The sequence below is a fragment of the Winogradskyella sp. PG-2 genome, from assembly GCF_000828715.1.
Taxonomy (GTDB): domain Bacteria; phylum Bacteroidota; class Bacteroidia; order Flavobacteriales; family Flavobacteriaceae; genus Winogradskyella.
Genome location: NZ_AP014583.1, coordinates 2,394,535 through 2,418,226, shown reverse-complemented (window position 1 = coordinate 2,418,226; position 23,692 = coordinate 2,394,535). Strand labels below are relative to the sequence as shown.

Sequence of the window (23,692 nt, the reverse complement as noted above, 5' to 3'; positions counted from 1 at the left end):
TTCAGGTTTGAGGCGAAACAGATCAGGACGATGGATAAAAACTAACGGATAAATCATGCTGCATAAGAAATAACGACCGCACAACACAATGTATAAAACATAGCTAGTTTTGGCTTATCATAAGGTCTGTGATTTCTTGTTGTTTCCGCCAATTTTTTAGATTTTTATGCATTAAACGTGATAAATAAGCACAAAATATAAAAACTCGGCTCATTGTTTAACCAGAATATACTACTTTTAAGCAACGCTACGTTTCATACACATGACCGTTGTGCTTCATTATAACCAACAATTAATCAATGATAAAATTCTTTAGAAAAATTAGACAAAATTTACTTTCAGAAGGAAAAACCAGGAAGTACTTTAAGTACGCAATTGGCGAAATTCTTCTTGTAGTTATTGGTATTTTAATTGCATTGGGAATAAATAATTGGAATGAAAATCGAAAATTTAAGAATGTAGAAAAAAATGTCTTAACCAATATTTACAAAAATTTAGGTACGGATTCCATACAGTTTAAATATTACACTCAACAGTTTAAACAGATTGAAAAACTACATTTAGAGCTATTTAAAGTGGGAGTAGACAACAAATCTTTAGACTCAATTTCAGAGCCAACTCTAATAAGAAGATCTTTGTATTTTAAACAACTTATTAATTCTGGTTTTGGTGAAAAAGCGGAAACCATAAATAATACAAAAATTAAAGAAGCATTAATCACATATACAAGAAGCATAGATGATATGGAGTCTATTTATTTAGGCCAACTCACCCCTCTAATTGAAAATAAATTAAAGCCCTTACTTGCAGAAGAAAAACTTTACAATACTGAAAATTGGTTTTATCTAAAAGATAAAAATTTTGAAGATTATTCATATAAACAGCTCAATGGAAAAAATTTACTTGATAAAAATGGATTAATTCAATTAGCAAAAACAGATAAATTTCAACAACTTTTATTTGAGATTAATGTAAAATGGAATGATTTCTACACGCGAATAAAAATTGTAATTGAAGAAAATAATAGCCTGAGAAATCTAATTAAATCAGAATTAAAAAATTATTAATTAACGAAAGCACAACAATGGCTATAATTTATTACGGCGGATTTTCCTAATCGGAAAATCCTTGTATATTTACTATAGTAAGTGCTATGACGAAAAAATCCTCCTGATTTTTCCGTAACAAAATCATAGCCAAAACCGTTACAGGTCATTAAAACAAACCAATGAAATATATAAAAGCATTAAACATTATTTTCATTTTGCTTCTTCTTTTTTCCTGCAAGAACAAGGAAAATGAAACAGGAAATAAAATCATCACAGAAGAAATTAATCTTTCAAAAGAGATTACGCATTCTGAAATAGAATTATTGATTAATAACAAGATTGGTGAGGAGCATTTCACAGGCGTTGTCCTTGTCGCTGTGAACGATAAAATAATTCATGCTAAAGGCTACGGAATGGCTCAAGATGGAATTCAGAATAGTATCAACACAAAGTTTCATGTTGCCTCAATCACCAAACAATTCACCGCAGCAGCAATAATGCAGCTATTGGAACAGAAGAAAATTAATCTAAAAGAATCTATCAATGAATTTTTACCTACTCAATATCGTTCTGACAAATGGCACAATGTTACCATACATAACTTATTAACTCAAACAAGTGGCATTGAAGATTATGGGTTGACTCGAAATTATTATGAGGTTGAAAAAGGTTTTTGTTTAGGAAATACGGTAGATGGAATGATAAAAGAAGCAATGGTAAAGGAGTTAAAATTTCCATCAGGTTCTAAATTTTCTTATTCTAATATTGGCTATACTTTACTAGGCCAAATAATCGAAAACACTTCTGGAGAACCTTATGACAGTTATATGAAAAAGCACATTTTTGAACCTATAGGTATGCATAATTCATTTATTCATAATACTTCGAATTATACTGTGGCAAATGATGAAGCCATGGGCTATCGATGGGATGATGAGTTGAACAAACATGTGCCTGATGATATTATTAGTCTACCTGTTACAGAGCCAGATGGGAATTTAGTAACCACACTAAATGACTTTCTAGAATGGACTAGTATCTACACCAACAATAACCAAAAAGTCATAGATGACATTGCCATAAAAAAAATGACTACACCATACATTAAAAATGACTTTTCTTTTCTTAAAGAAAAAGGACCATGGTATGGTTATGGATTAAGCCTTACAGACGGAATAATTAGTCATCCAGGATATATTGTTGGATTTAGAAGTCATTTTATTGTAGATACAAATAACGGCATTAAGGTTCTTGTATTTAATAACAATGTCTCGAACAATCCTAAAAATGTTTCCAGCGGAATATATAATATGATATCAAAAAAAACTGAATGAAAAAAATAACGACCTGTAACACCGTGTATAATTCATTGCTAGTACTCGCCTACTTACGAAAATCCTCGCGGATTTTCTATTCGGTTTGTATTTGCTAATTTAGTTGCTGAAACACGCAACGAAATCATACACAAACTCGTTGTAGGTAATTAAAGCCACTATTATGAAAAACATCTATTATCTAATTTTCTCATTAAGCCTAATAAGCAATTGCTTTGCTCAAAAAGATAGCCAAATTCAAGCAGAAATAAGTGCTATTGAAAATGGATTGATAAAGAATATTCAAATAGAAGGAGATTCAATCCAGAAATTCAACATTAAAGAAAGGATGGATTATTACAAAGTCCCAGGTGTTAGTATATCAGTTGTCGAAAACGGAAAGATTAAATGGGCAAAAGGATACGGATTTGCAAATACAGATACTCGAACCAAAGTAGATGAGAATACTCTATTCCAAGCAGGTTCTATAAGTAAGCCTCTGGCTGCTTTGTCGGCTTTAAAACTTTATGAGAATGATAGCCTTGATTTAAATAAAGATGTGAACTTTTACTTAAAAAATTGGCAGATTCCAGAAAACAAGTTTACTAATACTGAAAAAGTAACGCTTGAAAAACTATTAACGCATACAGCAGGAATGACAGTTCATGGCTTTCCCGGTTACCAACAAACAGATGAATTTCCTGAGATCATTGATGTTTTAAATGGTAATGGAAATACAGCAAAAATATTGGTCGATACTATCCCTGGAAGTATGTGGAGATATTCTGGTGGTGGTTATACAGTAATGGAAAAAGTAGTTGAAGATGTCAGTGGATTAACTCTTGATGAATACATGTCTAAAAACATTCTGCTTCCAATTGGAATGAAAAACAGCACGTATTTACAACCAATAACTAAAGAATGGCAAAACAATATTAGTTCTGCTTACGACGGAAATGGCAAATTAATTAAAGGCTTATGGAACAATTATCCAGAACAAGCAGCAGCGGGTTTATGGACTACAGCTTCAGATTTAGCAATGTATTGTATAGAAATACAGAATATAGTACAAGGTAAAGAAGATGGTGTCTTAACAAGAAAAACTGTTGACAAAATGCTCACAAAACATAAAAATGATTGGGGACTTGGTCCTTCTTTACAAAACCAGAAAGATTCTTTAATTTTTGGACATGGTGGTAAAAATGCTGGCTTTACTAATGATATGAAAGCATATGCTTATCAAGGTAATGCAGTAATAGTTATGACAAACGCTGACAATGGAGGCAAGTTAATATCAGAAATTAAAAATGCTATCTCTAATTATTATAATTGGTCACTAAGTCAGCCTAGAACAATCGAACTTATAAAATTAGAAGATTCTGTTTTAAAAAAATATATTGGGAAATATGAACTTAAAAAATATGATACAACTCTTAAAGTGGAATATAAAGAAAATCAACTTTTTGTACCTAATACCCCTTTTGGTAACTTAAAACTTATTCCTATGACAAATACCAAATTCATAGATTTAGAAAGTGGTACTACAATTGAATTTTCAGTTGATAAAAAAGTAGATGGATTTATGGTAAACAATAACTATAAATTTAAAAAAATAGAATAATAACTACCTACAACAACGTATAAAATTAATTGCTAGTTCTAGCCTATTTACGAAAGTCCTCGCGGACTTTCTATCTGTGATTTATTTGCTAACTTTAGTTCTTAAAATACGCAACTAATCTTATACAAAACCGTTAGCCTTCATTAAGATCAACCAAGAAACCAATGATTAAATTCTTCCGAAAAATCCGTCAAAATTTACTTACTGAAAACAAATTCAGTAAATATTTGCTATATGCTATTGGAGAAATAGTTTTAGTTGTTATTGGTATTTTAATTGCGCTAAATATTAATAATAGTAATCAGAAAAAAATTAATGAGGACAAAATAACAAGTATCTTAAAAGAGGTTCAAAATGATTTAGTGAAGGATATTGAGAATTCAAAAACGATTTTTGATTATCAAATTTATACAGATTCAATTGCAAAACTAATATTGAATGATAAGTATACCTACGAAGATTATAGAACAGAAAACTATGTAACTATAGGCTATAATTATCGCTCTTTCAATACTATTTCGAATGGTTATGATAATTTTAAAAGAAATATTGATAATGTGCCAGAAAAGTATAGTTATATAATTAAGGATTTGAAAAATTTATACGAAACCGATAAAACTACTCTTGATAATTATAATGAAAGAATTCGTTCAACTGTTTACAAAAATCTCGATGAGTTATCAAATTTTAATTGGTATCAAGAACAAGCAAAAGGATTAGTTTCAGAAGAGCTAATAAACTATGTCCTTACTGATAATCATTATAAAAATATGGTGATTAAATATATGAATGATAGAGTAAATTTATTTAGTCAAAGTAAAAAATATAAAATAGACGCAATTAGTTTGTATAATAAAATAGCTGAACTACTTAAAAGTAAAGATTCTATTCCTGAAAATGTAACGTATAACTCAATTAAGGATTCTTTGGGTTTAAATAAAGTTGTAGGGAATTATGAATTAAAAGAAACTGTGAATAATTCTTGGGATAAGACTATTGAAATTAAAGAAGTAAATGGTCAATTATTTCTTTCTAATGAAGATTTTGATGATGTAGAGATTTTATGGTACGACAATTCAATTTTCGTTGATAAGAGAAAAAGTAGTCCGCTCTTAGTGATTTTTAATCGATCAAAAAAAGGAGAATTATATTTAAGTTGGGGTGGAAATATTAGTGCAATTTATGAAAAAACGAAAGGCTAACACCGTATATAATTTATTGCTAATTCTAGCTTACTTGCGAAAGTCCTCGCGGACTTTCTTGGTCGGTAATTATTTGCTAAATTAGGTGCTTAAAACACGCAACAAACCATATACAAACACGTTGGTATATAATTGCCTACGGCACGTAGAATCGCGTTTTCCAAACGCTGCCCTTCTACTAATTACATACCAACGCCCACTGTTTGTCGCACCTCGCCAATTTTATGTATATTTAGTCGAGTCTACGAGAACTCCGAACGATACTACACACAACAGCGTGTATAGCTAATCAGGCGCAACAATGGCTTTCCGTGAGGCGCGCCTCACTACGCCATACACAGTGGGCGTTGTAATGCATTAAAAAAAACAATAAATATTAAATCAAATATATTTTATATCATATTCATTTTAACAATAATAAGTTGTAAAACTGACTCGGATAATAGCAAAATGAATCAAAAAGAAATAGGAAAACATTCTGTTAAAGCCTTATGGAGTAGTTTCCTTGAAAAGAATCCTGACAATAAAAATAAAGAAGTACCAATTTCATTTTATTTTTGTGATAATAAAAAAGACGCGGATGAATGCGCTGAATTGGTTGTAAAAGGAATAAAACGAGCAACAGCAACTTCTCTGTGGTGGTTTGAAAAAAATAATGAAAAATTGCCAAAAATTGGAGACCAGTATATTGTAACAGATTGGAATGGTAATGCTAAAGCTATAATTGAAACTACTAAAATAGAGCAAATCCCATACAATAAAATCACATCTGAATTTGCCAAAATTGAAGGAGAAGGTGACAAATCATTAGAATATTGGAAAAGAGTTCATAAAGATTATTATACAAGAGAAATGAAACCTTTTAATGAACAATTTGACGAAAATATGATAATAGTGTGCGAACAATTTAAGACAATCTACCTGAAATAAAAGCGCATTACCAAAATCGTAAAATATGAAATTTAAATACACTGAAATAAAAGATGCTTATTTGGAGGTTAAAAAATTTCTTGAACACGCTTCTGGAGAGAAAATAAATAACCTGAATACTAAAATTGTTGATGACTTAAAGTTGTGGGGAGATGACAATTATTTCTTGCTGATTGAATTTATTGAGAAATACAATTTGAATTTTGAAAATTTTGAGTATGACAAACACTTTGACTCTGAGGGTGAATTTATAGGATTAAAAAATTTGACACTTGGAATTTTAAAGCTACCATTACTGATAATAAACAGTTTAATTATAAAGTACATTTCACTAAATACATATAATACGATTGATAATATTCTCTATGATAGAATAAACGAAAAAATAGATTTGACATTTGGCGATTTGATTTTAAGTAAACTAAAAGGAGAATTCTGTCTTAGAGATGAATGTAAAATTGAGCTTGCTAAATAAACGCATTACAACAACGTGTAAAAAACATAGGGCCATTTGGGCTTGTACAAAAGGATTGGGTTTCTTTATGTGGTCGCCAAATTTCCAATTTGGCATTTAGAGAAAAATAAAAGCAAAATATGTAAATTTGGCTTAGTGAGAATTCGAAAGACAGTGCTTATCCTCTGCCCTACGTTCCTTACACCAAACGTTACCAACAAGCCGAATAAAAATCTGTAAATGGAACAAATTTCTACTGAAAATTTAAAGCTTCTTCCCTCTCAAAGTGAATTAAAAAGGATTTGTAAATCAATTTCTGCTTTAGAAGCAATCATTTGTCCTGAATGGGAATACAGATATTACTCTTATCAAAAACATTGGAGTGAAACAGAAGAATTTTGTGAAATGCGAAATGGGCAAGGAGACCAAATGCTAATCGTTTTTAGCAAAGATGGAACTTGTATAAACGGATTTGCTCAAGGGAGTGAACTGAATGGATGGAAAAATATTACTGTAGAAGAAAAAAAATCGGTTTTCGAAAAGCTATTTGACTCAAAAAAAGAAGTAAAAACGGAATTGACTCAAGAAATTGCAGACGGAATTCTTGATAAATTACCAAAAGAATTTAACGAATTTATCTTTGGAGAACCTGTCAAAAGTATTGGAACAACTTTTTGTATTTGGCAAATGAAAACTGACGATAACTGGAAAATAGGAGGAATTGAATTACCTAATGATGAATATAAAGATGGTTCAAGCGATTTATTACAGTTGTTAGACGGAAAGCCTTTGACTTATAAAAATTGGGCTGAAGAATATTATGAAGAAGAATTCGAAAATAGAGACCTTAAATTAGAATTAGTAGAAAAAATTTATTCTGGAATAATTATATCAAAAGACTTAGTTCTCGAAATAAATCCAGAGTTTGAGGATTTTGAAAAACTTAAAAGCGATTTGAATGAAATAGGTTATGAAAATGAACTGTAAAAAGCCAGTTGGTAACACGGTGTATAAAACATAGCTAATAAGTGCTTAACCGAAAGGTTTGTACTTATTTGCAATGACCGCCAAATTTTTAATTTGGCTTTTAAGATTGATAAATTAAAACAAAATATAAAAATTCGGCTCTGTGTTAATCCGAAAAGTTAGTGTCTTTTTACACGCTACGTTTCATACACAAGACCGTTAGCCTTCATTAAGATCAACCAAGAAACCAATGATTAAATTCTTCCGAAAAATCCGTCAAAATTTACTTACTGAAAACAAATTCAGTAAATATTTGCTATATGCTATTGGAGAAATAGTTTTAGTTGTTATTGGTATTTTAATTGCGCTAAATATTAATAATAGTAATCAGAAAAAAATTAATGAGGACAAAATAACAAGTATCTTAAAAGAGGTTCAAAATGATTTAGTGAAGGATATTGAGAATTCAAAAACGATTTTTGATTATCAAATTTATACAGATTCAATTGCAAAACTAATATTGAATGATAAGTATACCTACGAAGATTATAGAACAGAAAACTATGTAACTATAGGCTATAATTATCGCTCTTTCAATACTATTTCGAATGGTTATGATAATTTTAAAAGAAATATTGATAATGTGCCAGAAAAGTATAGTTATATAATTAAGGATTTGAAAAATTTATACGAAACCGATAAAACTACTCTTGATAATTATAATGAAAGAATTCGTTCAACTGTTTACAAAAATCTCGATGAGTTATCAAATTTTAATTGGTATCAAGAACAAGCAAAAGGATTAGTTTCAGAAGAGCTAATAAACTATGTCCTTACTGATAATCATTATAAAAATATGGTGATTAAATATATGAATGATAGAGTAAATTTATTTAGTCAAAGTAAAAAATATAAAATAGACGCAATTCGTTTGTATAATAAAATAGCTGAACTACTTAAAAGTAAAGATTCTATTCCTGAAAATGTAACGTATAACTCAATTAAGGATTCTTTGGGTTTAAATAAAGTTGTAGGGAATTATGAATTAAAAGAAACTGTGAATAATTCTTGGGATAAGACTATTGAAATTAAAGAAGTAAATGGTCAATTATTTCTTTCTAATGAAGATTTTGATGATGTAGAGATTTTATGGTACGACAATTCAATTTTCGTTGATAAGAGAAAAAGTAGTCCGCTCTTAGTGATTTTTAATCGATCAAAAAAAGGAGAATTATATTTAAGTTGGGGTGGAAATATTAGTGCAATTTATGAAAAAACGAAAGGCTAACACCGTGTATAATTAATTGCTAGTTCACTGCGGACTTAAGAACATTCCTGCGGAATATTCTATCTGTGATTTATTTGCTAAATTAGATGATTAACCACGCAACTAACCATACACAATCACGTTGGTATGTAATTGCCTGCGGCACGTAGAATCGCGTTTTCCAAACGCTGCCCTTCTACTAATTACATACCAACGCCCACTGTTTGTCGCACCTCGCCAATTTTATGTATATTTAGTCGAGTCTACGAGAACTCCGAACGATACTACACACAACAGCGTGTATAGCTAATCAGGCGCAACAATGGCTTTCCGTGAGGCGCGCCTCACTACGCCATACACAGTGGGCGTTAGCTACAACCTGGGAAATGAGATACCTAAAACTAATTACAATTTTTATCATAATTCTGATTTTATCAGGATGTTCCATAAAAGATTATTACTTCCCAATGTCTGAATTGACTAAAGGTAAAGTGTATAAATATGAATGCAAATCTGAACCATCAAAAACGGAATATTGGAAACTAACTTCCAATCTGACTGAAAACACGATTATTACAGAGGCGTTCAACTCTGAATTCATACAATACGAATTCTTTAAAGAGGAACTAACTAAAGAAGGTTCTAAATTACTTGAATTTATAAGTTATAGAACCAATGAAAATGGACAGAAAGAAAAAGAAATAATTAACAAACCAATTGAATTAGATGTTTTCAAATGGAAAACTGATAATCCATATCGTTACTCTTCAGAAGCAACAGAGGAATTTTATGGAAAAGTAATGTTTGAGAAGAGACGAGAATTTATCGGAGAGGTAAAAGTCAATGTACTCGGAAGAGAATATAAAGCTTTAAAATTTAAGGGATTCTATAAAACAGAAGTTCCGAAAACCAACCAAAAATATGAATATAGTCAGTTTAGTTATTACGCAAAAGGACTTGGGCTTGTGAAAATGGAAAAGGAATATTCTGACGGAACAAAACGAACATTGGAATTGACTGAAATTATTTCTAACTCTGAATGGAATAAAAGGCAGTAGCTAACAATGGCTATAATTAATACGGGTTTTGGTGTTTAATCCAAAGTTTAGTGTATTTTTATAAAGTCCGCCAAATCTTTTTGATTTGGCTTTAAAATAGAAAATATAAAACAAAATAAAAAAGTTTTGGCTAAGTGCTTAATCGGAAATTCACTACTTTTAATTCCCGTACTAACCATAGCCCAAACGTTATGCGTAATTACCTTACTGTTATACTTTGAATCGTTTCTATTGATTCACTGTAAACCCCTTCATCTTTTAATATTTCTATACTATCAAAGGTTATTTGAACATATAAACTTTCATAATTAGTGCCTAATTCCTCAGCTTTACGCTCTAAAAAACTACGCATAACAAGGTGTAAAACCTCATCACTATCATTTATTAATCTTTGATGCTTGTCTGTTATAAAATCTTTTCTGTTTTTCATAATTATTTAGTTTACGAGGTTTACACAAGCGTTAGGAGTCATTTGCCTCATCTCTTAACCACTCAACAAAATCAGATTTAGAATCATAGTCATTATAGTCTTCTAAAACTTCTCTAAAAACAGACTTCCTAACATTATATATCATTTCATTATTTTTAGCTGACATTCCTGCTTGTATCCATAGTATATTATCTATTAGGGGCTTTTTATCCTTTTCACTAATATTTTTATGTTCACTTATTCTTTCTATAAGTGCATCTAATTGTTCATCTGTTGTCATAATTTATGTTTTAAGTTAATTCGCTAAAAATAACGAATGATATACTCAGCGTTATGCTTTATTTACAAACTCACAACTTATTATAGTCCAATGCTTTTCTATCCCAAACCTTGCTAGTCCATTATCTTCATCCAATAGATTGATATATGTTTTGAGAATATCCCCCTTCCTATATGTCCCCCAATGCTCTATATTTAATTGTAAATGAAAACAAAGCATAACACTACCTATGCGTAATGCTTCATTAATATCTTTTAGCGTTTCCTTTTTAGCCATATTGTTTTTATCTATTCAGTTTGTACCACTACGCATAGCCTTAACGTTGGTATGTAATTGCCTACGGCACGTAGAATCGCGTTTTCCAAACGCTGCCCTTCTACTAATTACATACCAACGCCCACTGTTTGTCGCACCTCGCTAATTTTATGTATATTTAGTCGAGTCTACGAGAACTCCGAACGATACTACACACAACAGCGTGTATAGCTAATCAGGCGCAACAATAGCTTTCCGTGAGGCGCGCCTCACTACGCCATACACAGTGGGCGTTGTGCTTCATTATGACAAACCGCTAACCAATGATAAAATTCTTTAGAAAAATTAGGCAAAACTTGCTTATGGAAAATAAAACTGGAAAGTATTTTAAATACGCAATTGGCGAGATTATTCTTGTCGTTATCGGAATTTTGATAGCACTTCAAATTAATAATTGGAATCAGGAAAGACTGTTTTCAAATGAAGAAAAAATTATTCTAAAAAACATTCACACCGAATTTTCAGAAAATAAAATTGCTTTAAAGTTAGGACTTGAAGAAAACAATCAAGGTTCCAACGCATCCATAACATTATTAAATCTTGTTGGTCAAAAAAGAGAATTTATCCAACAACATAATTTGGATAGTTTAATGTATGTAATGCTAGAAACTGGCTCTTTTAGACCTTCAGAAAACACAATTTCTGACTTGTTACAATCAGGTAAATTACAATTAATAAGAAATGAAAGGTTAAAAAATCTACTTTATAAATGGACAAGAAACCTAAAAAAAACTGATGTCAGTTTTAATCGAGCTGAATTAAAAATTGATAATGAATTAGTACCTTATCTATCAAAACATTACTCTATGAAAGATATTGATGCGTATGGTACTTTACAATGGAAAAGCAAAACACTATTGAATATTGATAAGCTATACATATTTGAAGATATACAGTTTGAAAATATTATGGATGATTATTTATATAGAGTAAAATCAGCGGGAAATAACCTTAAAGAATTACTGACAATTATTGATAAAATCATTTTGGAAACAGAACCATAAATTCTTAAAAAATGAACAAGAAAACTAAATAAAAATAACGAAAGCACAACAATGGCTATAATTCATTGTGGCAGGATTTTCTAACGGGAAATTCTTAACTTTAAGCCAAGGTTAGGTTTCGGCGGACAGTTTCCTCTCGGAAATGTCCACAACGAAATCATAGCCGAGACCGTTGGCTTTAATTTAAATCAGAACCTTTTAGACAAACTTATTCATACATAAGTGTATGATTATTTGTATAAAAGAACACATATAAGTATTCTTTTATTTTTTTATTTCTACATATTTGTATACTTTTGCTTTAATTTACATACTTATATGTATAAAATATTAACAAATGAGAAACAAGAAAAAACTACTCATAGAACAATTAGACCAAAAACTGACTAATTTTAAAGATGCAGGAATGGTCCTGGTCCCACAAAAAGGATGGGTAAATACTATTAGAACTACTCTTAATATGACAAGAGACCAATTAGGAAACAAACTTGACTTGACTAAAGGAGCTATTCAAAAAATTGAGGAACGTGAAGCTACAGGTCAGATAACCATCAATAAACTAAAGGATGTTGGCAATGCCTTGAATATGAAATTTATCTATGGTTTTATTCCTAAAGATGGGACCATCGAAAGTCTAATCAACTTAAAGGCTGAAAAACTGGCCCGAAAAATTGTTTTAAGGACAAATCAAAATATGAAATTAGAGGACCAAGGAATCAGTGAAGATAAAATTGATCATTCAATAAATGACTTGGCTAATGAAATAAAAAGGGAAATGAGAAAGTCATTATGGGATTAGATTTAAAATACGCAGATGGCCAAACACCTTTAGATGAAGACGAAAAAAAAGGTCTAAAAATAAAATCAATAACAACGCAAAAAGAACTCGATGAATTTGAACAGTTAAATATTGAAAAAGCTGTAGAATGGACTATTCGTGCTAATTTAAAACCTGAAAAAATATTGACTGAAAAGTTTATAAAAGATTTACACAAAAAAATGTACAGCGATGTTTGGAAATGGGCAGGTGAATTTAGAAAGACTGACAAAAACATTGGAATAAAATGGACTCAAATCGGAATAGAACTGAAAAATCTAATTGATGACACTAAATATTGGTTAGAAAATAAGACTTATCAACCTAAAGAAATTGCTATTAGATTTAAACATAGAATCGTAGCAATTCACTGCTTTCCAAATGGAAATGGTAGACACTCAAGAATGATGGCTGATATAATTATTGAATCTATTTTCGGAAAAGAAATTTTCAGCTGGCACAAGTCAAATATGGTTAGAGCGGATGAAACAAGAAAAGAGTATATCATAGCATTAAGAGAAGCTGACAATGGAAATATAAAACCATTAATAAAATTTGCAGAAAACTAAAAAACTAAAGCCAACACCGTGTATAATTAATTGCTTTGGCAAGTGCTTATTTGGAAAATTCCTTCGGAATTTTCTCAGGTTCATATTTGTTTACTAATTTAGTTGCTTAGCCACGCAACTAACCATACACAATTCCGTTGGTATGTAATTGCCTGCGGCACGTAGAATCGCGTTTTCCAAACGCTGCCCTTCTACTAATTACATACCAACGCCCACTGTTTGTCGCACCTCGCCAATTTTATGTATATTTAGTCGAGTCTACGAGAACTCCGAACGATACTACACACAACAGCGTGTATAGCTAATCAGGCGCAACAATGGCTTTCCGTGAGGCGCGCCTCACTACGCCATACACAGTGGGCGTTGTGCGTCATTAAAATGCACTCGCGATCACTCAAAATAAAACAGATACTAATCACTAAAACGAATCGCATTTTTTGATGGATAAATCTGGTACAGAGCGCACGGATTTTCGCAAAGATTAGGTTCAGGTTTGAGGTAAAACGGATCAGGACGACGGATAAAGACTAACGGATAAATCAGGCTGAATAAGAAATAACGACCGCACAACACCATGTATAAAACATAGCTAGTTTTGGCTTATCATAAGGTATGTGTTTACTTGCTTTTACCGCCAATTTTTTAGATTTTTAAGCATAAAACGTGATAAACAAGCACAAAATATAAAAACTCGGCTCATTGTTTAACCATAATATACTAATTTTAGGCAACGCTACGTTTCATACACAAGACCGTTGGTATGTAATTGCCTGCGGCACGTAGAATCGCGTTTTCCAAACGCTGCCCTTCTACTAATTACATACCAACGCCCACTGTTTGTAGCACCTCGCCAATTTTATGTATATTTAGTCGAGTCTACGAGAACTCCGAACGATACTACACACAACAGCGTGTATAGCTAATCAGGCGCAACAATGGCTTTCCGTGAGGCGCGCCTCACTACGCCATACACAGTGGGCGTTGTGCCTCATACTAAAAAAACCAATGAACAAAGGAAAAACTATAATTTTAATTTTAGGAATTAGTGTAATAATCTCTTGTAAACAAAAAGAAAACTCTCAAATATCCGAGATTGAAACCTGGAAATTAGGTTGGCGGATGATAGAAAATTCAATGGAAGAGAATTATGAAATTGCAAATTTACAATTCGATTCATTGAGGAATATTACTGATAAAATTGACAGAAAATATCTTTTAACAGGTCTTAAATCAAAAAATAAAATTGGTAAGAATGACGAAATAATTCAAATATTAAGTACCCAAAATGAAAATATGTTGAGAGAAATTTGCGCATCCGAATTTCTATCAAATTTTGAAATTTGCAATAGTATTCCAAAAGAAAAAGTAGAGAACGAAAATTTGCAAAATGAACTAATTAAAATGTATGTAGATGACCAAGCTGTTAGAAATAATCTAATGCAAAACATTATTGATAAATATAACATTGACACAACAGAGATTACCAAAGATGGTGGAGTTGAAGTTGATGAACGAAATAGAAATAGACTTAAAGAAATTATTGGAGAGTTTGGTTTTCCTACCAAAAAATTAGTTGGAAAAGATGCTATTCAAGGAGTGTTTTTTATTATTCAGCATAGTGATGGAGATAAAGAATGGCAGAAATCTCAACTGCCAAATATAGAAAGAACAGTAGAAAACGGAGATTTAGAAGGTCAAAAGTATGCTTATTTATATGACAGAATTAAAATTAATAGTGGAGAAAAGCAATTTTACGGAACTCAATTTTCAAATGTTGACCCAGTAAATAAAACGGTAGAATTAGCAGATACGGAAAATGTTGAGGATTTGGATAAGCGAAGAATGAAAATTGGAATGATGCCAATTGGTATGTATAAAAAGTATATGCTTAAAAATCTATGAGGAAGTACGAGGCACAACAATGTATATAAAACATAGCTAATATAGGCTTTCCGAAAGGTTTATGTGTGTTTGCCAAGACCGCCAAATTTTTAAATTTGGCTTTTAGAATAAAAAGATAAAAACAAAACATAAAAATTTGGCTTGTGTATAATCCGAAAAGTAAGCGTCTATTTACATGCTACGTTTCATATACGTGACCGTTGGTATGTAATTGCCTGCGGCACGTAGAATCGCGTTTTCCAAACGCTGCCCTTCTACTAATTACATACCAACGCCCACTGTTTGTCGCACCTCGCCAATTTTATGTATATTTAGTCGAGTCTACGAGAACTCCGAACGATACTACACACAACAGCGTGTATAGCTAATCAGGCGCAACAATGGCTTTCCGTGAGGCGCGCCTCACTACGCCATACACAGTGGGCGTTGGCAATAATATAAACTGAACGCTTAAAAATGAACAAATTACTTAAAAGTGAAATTCTGACAAATCTTTTGTGGACTGCTTTCGGAATTATTGGCGGATTAAACTATTATTCAAAAGGAGAATATTGGATTTTCGGAATTATGTCTTTAATTGCTGTTCTTTATGCCTTGAAATTATTTAAAAGTTTAAGCAAAAATAAAGAGACAGAAGATTAATGAAATACAGTATTCCAGATAAAAGAGAATTAACAGAATCCGAAATTGAATTTCTGACTTATCTGTTTGGAAAAGAAAAATCGGAATGGACTAATTTAATCGGAAACCTGAAAGTTATTGCGAGATGTGGTTGCGGAAATTGTCCGACTATCATATTTGGAAAAACATTTGACTCGGAAATTCAAAAAGGAAATTTAATAATAGATTACGCTGGAAAAAGTAAAAACGGAGAATTGATTGGAATATCTGTATTCGGAACTGACCAAATGCCGACTGAATTGGAATTTTACTCAATAGACGGAGAATCTGAAATTATAGAAATGCCGAAAATTGAAACGCTGAAATCTATAACAGAAAATCTAACTGAATAAAAAATACTATTGCCAACACCGTATATAATTTATTGCTAGTTCTAGCCTACTTACGAAAATCCTCGCGGATTTTCTATTCGGTTTTTATTTGCTAAATTACGTTCTAAACAACGCAACAAACCATATACAAACACGTTGTAGCACATTTGAGAAAACTGAAATGACAGAAGAAAATATTAAAAAATCTTGGCGGAATTTATTAACGCCATTTATAATTGGAATTGTAGTTTTTATAGTGTCTATTTTGTTCCACAAATTAGGAAGTAAAAGACCAACACCACAAACAATTAGTCTATTTGGATGTGTTTTCGGAATTGTATTTATGGTTTTTCCAGGAATAAAAATGTTGAAGTTTAGAAAATATTTGAAAAGTCTAAATGAAAATTAAAAGAGTTTATTTATTGAGTATAGTAGTTGGATATTTGACTTTCATTATGTTTGGTACAATAGAAATGCTCTTTAATAGCGGATTTTGGGGAAAGGGTTTTGTCTTACTTGTCATTGGAGGAATATTTTACATTCCTATCTACTTAATAAGTAATCTGACTCAATTTCTGTCTTTGAAATATCCGCAGAAAATTGGAATAACTTTCTTTTCTTCTGTAGCGATAATTGGAATTATAAGCCTAATTGGAACTCAACTGAATCTGATGGATAAATTTTTATGGAAAGTATTTATTCCATCTCAAGTTATAGTCAGCCTAATTGGATTTTATTACCATAGGAAACTAAATAAATTATAAAATAAAAACGTGCTACAACAACGTGTATAGCTCATTGCGGCTGAATTCCTAATCGGAATTCATTGCAATTTGCTATCTTTCGGTTACGGCGGAAAATCATAGCTGATTTTCCGCAACGAGCCATACACAAAACCGTTGGTGGTCATTTAAAAAAACGAAACAGATAATAAAACTCAAAAGTCATTTGAACAGTAGAATTATGAATAAAATTCAAATATTGATACTAATAAGTGCATTGTTTACAATAAGTATCTCTCAAACTTCTTGTAATTCAACTCAACAAGACATAGATGAGGAAAAAGAAGTAGTGAATACACTAAATAAATTTCTTCGTGCTTTTGAAAATGGAGATTTTGAAACAATGGAAGCTTTAATGACTAATGACGCCTATATTTTTCCTAGAGCTATAATGTCAAATGATTCATTAGGACCTATTGATAATGTTAATTATAGGCGAATGAATGGGCTTGACCCTCAAATGAAACAGGTTATAAATAGCATACGTGAAAGTGGAAAACAACCACCTTTTATGAAACTCGAACCTAAAGATTTAAAAATTACAATACTTAAAGAAGCAGCAATAGTAACTTTTCATTTAGAAAATGGTAAATCACTTTCAAGGAGAACTATTGTTCTTGGGGAAAACAATGATACATGGAAAATAGTGCATATTCATCCATCAAATGTAGTAAGTTCTGAATATCGTTAATTTTGCATAAATCAAAACTAAATTATTTAAAATCCAGAGAGGAAAAACGAACCACCAACAACGTGTATAGCTCATTGCGGCTGAATTCCTAATCGGAATTCATTGCAATTTGCTATCTTTCGGTTACGGCGGAAAATCATAGCTGATTTCCCGCAACGAGCCATACACAATTCCGTTGTAAGTAATTTAAAAAACCCTTTAGTTTTTAAAAAAATATGAAAAAAATCTATCTATTTTCTCTGTTAATTATTGTTAGTTGTTCAACTAAAAAAATTACAGTAGGAAAACAAAAAACGAACCAGAAATATCACATTGTAACCCCTCAAGTAGTAAAAACTCACGATCAAACTTTAAAATATCCCTTCATACATATAAATGGGTTTAAAGATTTTGAAATTAATTCTTCAAATTTAATTAAAGATAAAAATTCATCATTTGCTAAAGAGTTAAGATTCAACGCTACATACTCATCATTTTACACTAAAAAGGTTATGTATGAAAAGTTTGGATTATGGAGTGAAAAGTTTAGAGTAAAAAGAGAGGAACATCCGGTTTTAATTTGGAAAAATGTCAAACTATTTAATAATGATAATCTTTACACTGTTTATGCAACAGGTTTTGAGAACAGTAAAGGTGATGGGAACCAAGTGAAAAGTAATCGTTATCACAAACAAGTTAAAGGAAGTAATCATGGTATTTATGCATCTATAATTGTTCTTGACTCAAGCGGGAAAGATTGTTTAAGTGATGATAATCAAGTCTTAAAAAAATCAATAATTGAATATTTTTCTAATGGAATTAAGAATTTAACTTCTAATAATGAATTTTATGATTTATATTGGAAAGCTGTTAAGAAGAAAAGGTAAAAAACTACTTACAACACCGTGTAAAATTCATGCTATATTTAAACAAGAATTGAAAACAACAACAACTTAACAAAATTGTAACTGGCGGAAAATCCTTCGGATTTTAAGCCGCACAAACATTACACAAGACCGTTCTACGCAATTTAAAAACAACCTTCGAAAAAATTATGAGACAAATAACTTTATTGTTAATTCTTCTTTTCAATTTTTCTTGCACCCAATCTCAAGAAAGTAATATTGACCCTGTTAAAATAGAGGAAGACTTAAATGGAATCTTAAATAGCATTTCATATAATTACGTTTATCTACAAGAAAAAAACGTAGATCTAAACTGTATCAGAGAATATTACGAAGCATTAATTCCTAATATAAAATCAGAAGAAGAAATTGTGCTTTTTTTTGAATATCTACTAGATGAGTTTTATGATAGTCACGTCCATTTAAACACAGCGTATAATTCTTCTTTTCGTCTTTCTTCACCAGTTTATGTAACGGCAGAAGAGGATAAAATCATTGTTTCAAATGTTTGGCAAACACAAATAAAAAACCTCAAATATGACATAATTGGTGCTGAATTACTAATGATAAATGAAATTGATTTTGATAAAGCTATAGAACAATTCCCAACTCATTGTAATGACAAAAAAGCTATAAATGTCAAAGAGTGGATTTCTAATAAAATATTAGCAGGTCGTTACAATCAACCAAGAGTTTTAAAATTAAAATTAAAAAACAAGAGCATAATTGATTTTGATTTAGACAAATTAGAAATTAGAGAAGAAGAAAATCTTTTAACAGTTGATGAAATAGATAATATTGGTATTATCCGGATAAATAATTCACTTGGGAAAGACGAAATTATCAATGAATTTGATAATGCACTCGATAGTCTATTCAATACTAAAGGGTTAATTATTGATTTAAGAAATACTGTAAATGGTGGCGATTCATATGAGGCACGTGGTATAATGAGTCGGTTTATTAATCAACCCAAACCATATCAAAGACATTCTTTTATGGCAAAATCAGAAGGAAACCCAGATGTTGAAAGAAGTTGGATTGAATACGTAAGCCCAAGAAAAGAGCAATACAAAAATCCAGTCCTGATTTTAGTTGGCAGATGGACAGGTAGTATGGGAGAAGGACTTGCAATTGGTTTTGAGGGAATGGAAAGAGGACAAGTCGTAGGCACGGAAATGGAGCGTTTAGCAGGAGAAATGTATGGGTTTTCATTTAAACATCAAAGTTTTGGTTTTCGCCTTTCAACAGCTAAACTTTTTCATATTAATGGAACACCAAGAGAAAAGTATGTACCCACTAATTATGTGAAACAAACAACAACTAAAAAGGATGAAACCCTTGAAAAAGGAATTGAACTTATTAATAAAATGACGAAATAAAAACTGCGTAGAACAATGGCTATAATTCATTGTGGTTTTGTGCCACACCAAAATAAAAGTGTTAATCAACGGCTGATTTCTCAGCGGAATAATCCTGCGGATGATTCCACAACGAAATCATAGTCTAAACCGTTAGCAAAAATTTAAAATCGACCGAAATGAACAAAATAATTCTAACATCATTAAGTATAATTTTTACTTGTAACTCAATTTTTGGACAAACGAACAAAGTAAAATACGCAAAAGATGTTCAATCAATAGATGCAATAATTAATGCATATTATGATGTTGTTTCAGGTTCGAGTAGTGACCCTTGGGAATTCGAAAGAGATAAATTTATTCATTCAGAAACTGCTGTAATCACGAGACTGAACGAAAATGGAAAAGCGGAATCACATACTCTTGAGGCGGAATATATACCAATCGGATTATCACCGAAAGAGGATTTTTACGAAAAGGAACTTAAAAGAACAGTAAGCAAATATGGAAATATTGCCCAAGTTTGGAGTGCATTTGAAATACGAACTGCCCCAAATACGGAATCTAATATTAGAGGACTGAATAGCATTCAACTTCATTACGAAAATGGAAGATGGTTTATTGACAGTTGGATTTGTGAAATGGAATCTGATAAAAACAATATTGTGACAGACTTTTTAAATGGCGAATAAAAACCTTTTGCTAACAATGTATAACGGCAATTACGGCGGATTCGACTACGTCCGAATCCACTCGGAATTGCGGGCGTTAGTACTTAATCGAAAAACAGTAATTTAAAACCCGTAACTGACGGTTATACGAGACCGTTAGCATTCATTATGAACAAAATATAACAATGAAAAAAATTGCATCTTTATTACTCTTTCTATTTGCCACTTTCAATTTAAGCGGTCAAGATTATAATCAAAAAGATTCTATTCCAATTATTTCTTTTGCTGATAAGATAATTATTGAGGCAAGTATCGATACAAAATCAGAATCGTTTAACACGACTCAAACAAATGAAAGCGATTTTAATTTGCTTACCAACAATGAGTACCGTCTTTCATTATCTCTTGAATATCAATTTTTAGGCTTTAGCTATGAGTTTTCACCTAAATTTTTGCCAGGAAATAATGATGATGAGTTAAAAGGTAAATCATCATTCACTGATTACAGGTTCCGCTTTTTTCTGAAGAAATGGACGCAGGAAATAGGCTATAGCAGGGTTCAAGGTTTCTATATTGAAAATACTTCAGACTTTGTAGAAGATTGGATAGAAGGACAAGACTCCTACGTCCAATTTCCTGATATTAAAGTAACGCGTTGGGAAGGGGCTACTTCTTACGTTCTTAATAATAAATTTTCATTGAGAAATGTTTTATATAATACCGAATGGCAGCTTAAAAGTGCCGGGAGTTTAATTCCTACTTTACGCTATAGATATAATTATATATCAGTAAAGATTGACTCTACCAAAATTTTTGAAAATAGCTACGAAATTCGAGTTTCACCAGACTACTATTTCTCATTTGTTATTGACAAAAACTGGTTTGTCACCCCATTTTTATCCCCCTCATTCGGAATTCGTTTTGCCAAAGAAGAAATTGAAGGAGAGAATATAGCTGAACATAACACTTATTACCCTTTGGGATTAAGTGGAGGGTTGCAATTGGGATATAGTTCTACACGCTATATATTTGGAGCAAACATAAATTTTGATAGCAATTGGTATGATGAAGACGCTCAAAGTGTTATAAATAACGATAAAACCTTTGCTAAAATCTATTTTGGCTATCGATTTGATGCACCTAAATTTGTAAAAAATTCATTTGACTGGATAAATAATAAAGTTGGATTATAAGTAACAAATGCTAACAATGCATATAAAAAAATAGCGCAAGTAGTTGCTAATACTAAGGCTTGGGTATTTTTGGAAAGTCGCCAAATTTTTAAATTTGACGATTTCCCAAAAATAAATAGTATAATTTAAAAATTCGGCTTATGCTAATCCGAAAAGTTATTGCTTATTTTCAACGCTACTTTTCATATACGGAGCCGTTGGTATGTAATTGCCTACGGCACGTAGAATCGCGTTTTCCAAACGCTGCCCTTCTACTAATTACATACCAACGCCCACTGTTTGTCGCACCTCGCTAATTTTATGTATATTTAGTCGAGTCTACGAGAACTCCGAACGATACTACACACAACAGCGTGTATAGCTAATCAGGCGCAACAATAGCTTTCCGTGAGGCGCGCCTCACTACGCCATACACAGTGGGCGTTGTGCATAATTTAACCAATCAGAAACGTGAAAAAAATATTTATCTTGACTTTACTCTCTTTTTTCGGTTGTAAAAGCGAACCGTTTTGCACTGTGAATGAAAATAACGCTGGAAAACAAATATATGATTTGGTCGAAGCGACTTGTTTCATTGCATTGAAGTTGAATAAGAAAAAATCGGACTTGAATTTGATTCGTAGTGCTCTAATTGCAGAAGAAAACTATATGAATAAAATCGGACTGATTTCCGAAAACCCTAATCCAGAAAGCGACTCGGAATCGAATGCAGAAATGGATATTAACGAAATGGTGGAATATGCTCTGAATGAGGAAAAAGTTGACCTAACAAAAGACGAATTGACCGAAATCTATGATACCGAAATTGAATATTTAATATTTATCGGAGTTGTGGAGGAATAAATTCTTTGCGAATCTAAAATCTTAAAACTGAAATGAAACATAATCGATTTGATATCCTAACTGATATAAATCTTAAACACATCAAAAAAGAAAATAATTGGGTAAGTTATTACAACTTTATTAAAGAAGATGGCAAAAGACTTGAAGACGAATATTCAGAAATTGATTCAAAAAGTTTGGTTAATTATATGCATTACGATTATGGATTAATAACCTACCCTTCGGATGGTGGAGACATATGCCAATTAACTAAAAAAGGATTTGAGGTTATTGAAAATGGTGGTTGGTTAAAAGTTTTAGAAAATAATTTAAAACTGGAACAAGCAAAGATTGAAAAGCAAACAGAAAGAGAAAATATTAAGGATAAGATTGATTTACTAACCGCTGAAAATTTAGAATATCAGAACTCAAAAATTGAATTAGAAAAGCAAATCCAAAATTTAACACGAGATAACTTAAGATTGAATAATTGGGATATAAGATTTAGATGGTTAATAGCTATTGGAACTTTTATTGCAGGAATTATCACCCATTATTTATTAATATCAAAATAAAAACTATGCACAACAACGGCTATAGTTCATTACGGCTGAAATCCCTAATCGGAATTTCAAGCCTTTTTGCTAAATTTATGGTTACGGCGGAATGATACTCGCGTACCATTCCGTAACGAAACCATAGCCAAGACCGTTGGTATGTAATTGCCTGCGGCACGTAGAATCGCGTTTTCCAAACGCTGCCCTTCTACTAATTACATACCAACGCCCACTGTTTGTCGCACCTCGCTAATTTTATGTATATTTAGTCGAGTCTACGAGAACTCCGAACGATACTACACACAACAGCGTGTATAGCTAATCAGGCGCAACAATAGCTTTCCGTGAGGCGCGCCTCACTACGCCATACACAGTGGGCGTTACCTGCAAGCTGAAAAACCAACTTTCCAAAAAGAGATTATGAAAAATAAAAAGATAAATAATGGATAAAGTAAATTTATTAATTACTGTTGCAGTAATTACAATATTCATTTCATTAATTCTGTCATTATTTTTGTTTACGGTAAAAACAAAGCATAAATTAAGTAATCGTCTTTTTGCT

General features: G+C 31.5%; 25 protein-coding genes. 22 read left to right on the top strand and 3 right to left on the bottom strand.

The features are described from left to right. Window positions 1–299: 299 nt before the first annotated feature. The 9 genes from WPG_RS17480 to WPG_RS10735 all read left to right on the top strand — a co-directional run bounded on the left by WPG_RS17480 (window position 300) and on the right by WPG_RS10735 (window position 9,860). Window positions 300–1,067, top strand: a complete 768-nt coding sequence (locus WPG_RS17480) for a DUF6090 family protein (RefSeq protein WP_052471233.1) — start codon at window positions 300–302, stop codon at window positions 1,065–1,067. A gap of 161 nt (window positions 1,068–1,228) precedes the next feature. Further along, on the top strand, window positions 1,229–2,383 hold the full coding sequence (locus WPG_RS10770; RefSeq protein WP_045472398.1) for a serine hydrolase domain-containing protein: 1,155 nt from the start codon (window positions 1,229–1,231) through the stop codon (window positions 2,381–2,383). A gap of 163 nt (window positions 2,384–2,546) precedes the next feature. Further along, the gene (locus WPG_RS10765; protein WP_052471232.1) at window positions 2,547–3,983 is read left to right on the top strand and encodes a serine hydrolase domain-containing protein; all 1,437 of its coding nucleotides are present in this window, start codon (window positions 2,547–2,549) and stop codon (window positions 3,981–3,983) included. Between the two features lie 164 nt (window positions 3,984–4,147). Beyond that, complete coding sequence (locus tag WPG_RS10760; protein WP_144374456.1) at window positions 4,148–5,185, top strand: hypothetical protein; 1,038 nt, start codon at window positions 4,148–4,150, stop codon at window positions 5,183–5,185. Window positions 5,186–5,635: 450 nt separating this feature from the next. Then, the gene (locus WPG_RS10755) at window positions 5,636–6,115 is read left to right on the top strand and encodes an ASCH domain-containing protein (RefSeq protein ID WP_045472393.1); all 480 of its coding nucleotides are present in this window, start codon (window positions 5,636–5,638) and stop codon (window positions 6,113–6,115) included. Window positions 6,116–6,140: 25 nt separating this feature from the next. Next, window positions 6,141–6,590, top strand: a complete 450-nt coding sequence (locus WPG_RS10750; protein WP_045472391.1) for a hypothetical protein — start codon at window positions 6,141–6,143, stop codon at window positions 6,588–6,590. 219 nt (window positions 6,591–6,809) lie between these two features. Next, window positions 6,810–7,556, top strand: coding sequence for a hypothetical protein (locus tag WPG_RS10745; RefSeq protein WP_045472388.1), 747 nt, complete (start codon window positions 6,810–6,812; stop codon window positions 7,554–7,556). A 229-nt stretch (window positions 7,557–7,785) separates the two neighbouring features. Next, the gene (locus tag WPG_RS10740; protein ID WP_144374455.1) at window positions 7,786–8,823 is read left to right on the top strand and encodes a hypothetical protein; all 1,038 of its coding nucleotides are present in this window, start codon (window positions 7,786–7,788) and stop codon (window positions 8,821–8,823) included. A 365-nt stretch (window positions 8,824–9,188) separates the two neighbouring features. Next, window positions 9,189–9,860 carry a hypothetical protein gene (locus WPG_RS10735; RefSeq protein ID WP_144374454.1) on the top strand — a complete coding sequence of 224 codons (672 nt, stop codon included), beginning with the start codon at window positions 9,189–9,191 and terminating at the stop codon, window positions 9,858–9,860. A gap of 199 nt (window positions 9,861–10,059) precedes the next feature. Here WPG_RS10735 and WPG_RS10730 read toward each other — a convergent pair whose 3' ends face one another. Genes WPG_RS10730 through WPG_RS10720 form a run of 3 tightly spaced genes read right to left on the bottom strand, consistent with a single transcriptional unit; the run spans window position 10,060 to window position 10,846 of the window. Then, the gene (locus WPG_RS10730; protein WP_045472381.1) at window positions 10,060–10,290 is read right to left on the bottom strand and encodes a hypothetical protein; all 231 of its coding nucleotides are present in this window, start codon (window positions 10,288–10,290) and stop codon (window positions 10,060–10,062) included. Window positions 10,291–10,321: 31 nt separating this feature from the next. Further along, the gene (locus tag WPG_RS10725) at window positions 10,322–10,570 is read right to left on the bottom strand and encodes a hypothetical protein (RefSeq protein WP_045472378.1); all 249 of its coding nucleotides are present in this window, start codon (window positions 10,568–10,570) and stop codon (window positions 10,322–10,324) included. A gap of 51 nt (window positions 10,571–10,621) precedes the next feature. Beyond that, entirely contained in the window at window positions 10,622–10,846 is a 225-nt protein-coding gene (locus WPG_RS10720; protein ID WP_045472375.1) for a hypothetical protein, read from the bottom strand. A gap of 302 nt (window positions 10,847–11,148) precedes the next feature. Between WPG_RS10720 and WPG_RS10715 the strand changes: the two genes are divergently transcribed. From WPG_RS10715 to WPG_RS10645, 13 genes are all read left to right on the top strand, one after another. Then, window positions 11,149–11,889, top strand: coding sequence for a DUF6090 family protein (locus WPG_RS10715; RefSeq protein WP_144374453.1), 741 nt, complete (start codon window positions 11,149–11,151; stop codon window positions 11,887–11,889). Between the two features lie 337 nt (window positions 11,890–12,226). Next, on the top strand, window positions 12,227–12,688 hold the full coding sequence (locus tag WPG_RS10710; protein ID WP_045472369.1) for a mobile mystery protein A: 462 nt from the start codon (window positions 12,227–12,229) through the stop codon (window positions 12,686–12,688). Beyond that, window positions 12,679–13,275 (top strand): mobile mystery protein B, encoded by a 597-nt coding sequence (locus WPG_RS10705; RefSeq protein WP_045472366.1) that lies wholly within the window; start codon window positions 12,679–12,681, stop codon window positions 13,273–13,275. The genes WPG_RS10710 and WPG_RS10705 overlap by 10 nt, the downstream gene beginning before the upstream one ends. 1,005 nt (window positions 13,276–14,280) lie before the next feature. Beyond that, window positions 14,281–15,177 carry a DUF6624 domain-containing protein gene (locus tag WPG_RS10700; RefSeq protein ID WP_045472363.1) on the top strand — a complete coding sequence of 299 codons (897 nt, stop codon included), beginning with the start codon at window positions 14,281–14,283 and terminating at the stop codon, window positions 15,175–15,177. Window positions 15,178–15,633: 456 nt separating this feature from the next. Then, entirely contained in the window at window positions 15,634–15,819 is a 186-nt protein-coding gene (locus WPG_RS10695) for a hypothetical protein (protein ID WP_045472359.1), read from the top strand. After that, the gene (locus tag WPG_RS10690; RefSeq protein ID WP_045472356.1) at window positions 15,819–16,190 is read left to right on the top strand and encodes a hypothetical protein; all 372 of its coding nucleotides are present in this window, start codon (window positions 15,819–15,821) and stop codon (window positions 16,188–16,190) included. The genes WPG_RS10695 and WPG_RS10690 overlap by 1 nt, the downstream gene beginning before the upstream one ends. Window positions 16,191–17,132: 942 nt before the next feature. Beyond that, the gene (locus tag WPG_RS17475) at window positions 17,133–17,642 is read left to right on the top strand and encodes a YybH family protein (protein WP_052471231.1); all 510 of its coding nucleotides are present in this window, start codon (window positions 17,133–17,135) and stop codon (window positions 17,640–17,642) included. 215 nt (window positions 17,643–17,857) lie between these two features. After that, on the top strand, window positions 17,858–18,508 hold the full coding sequence (locus WPG_RS10670; protein ID WP_045472348.1) for a hypothetical protein: 651 nt from the start codon (window positions 17,858–17,860) through the stop codon (window positions 18,506–18,508). Between the two features lie 167 nt (window positions 18,509–18,675). Next, window positions 18,676–19,908 carry a S41 family peptidase gene (locus tag WPG_RS10665; protein WP_045472345.1) on the top strand — a complete coding sequence of 411 codons (1,233 nt, stop codon included), beginning with the start codon at window positions 18,676–18,678 and terminating at the stop codon, window positions 19,906–19,908. Window positions 19,909–20,066: 158 nt separating this feature from the next. After that, complete coding sequence (locus WPG_RS10660) at window positions 20,067–20,579, top strand: hypothetical protein (protein WP_052471230.1); 513 nt, start codon at window positions 20,067–20,069, stop codon at window positions 20,577–20,579. 164 nt (window positions 20,580–20,743) lie between these two features. Beyond that, on the top strand, window positions 20,744–21,751 hold the full coding sequence (locus WPG_RS10655) for a DUF4421 family protein (RefSeq protein ID WP_045472342.1): 1,008 nt from the start codon (window positions 20,744–20,746) through the stop codon (window positions 21,749–21,751). Window positions 21,752–22,357: 606 nt separating this feature from the next. Then, window positions 22,358–22,594 carry a hypothetical protein gene (locus WPG_RS18620; RefSeq protein ID WP_231850172.1) on the top strand — a complete coding sequence of 79 codons (237 nt, stop codon included), beginning with the start codon at window positions 22,358–22,360 and terminating at the stop codon, window positions 22,592–22,594. A 32-nt stretch (window positions 22,595–22,626) separates the two neighbouring features. Continuing rightward, window positions 22,627–23,148 (top strand): hypothetical protein, encoded by a 522-nt coding sequence (locus WPG_RS10645; protein ID WP_045472336.1) that lies wholly within the window; start codon window positions 22,627–22,629, stop codon window positions 23,146–23,148. Window positions 23,149–23,692 lie beyond the last annotated feature (544 nt).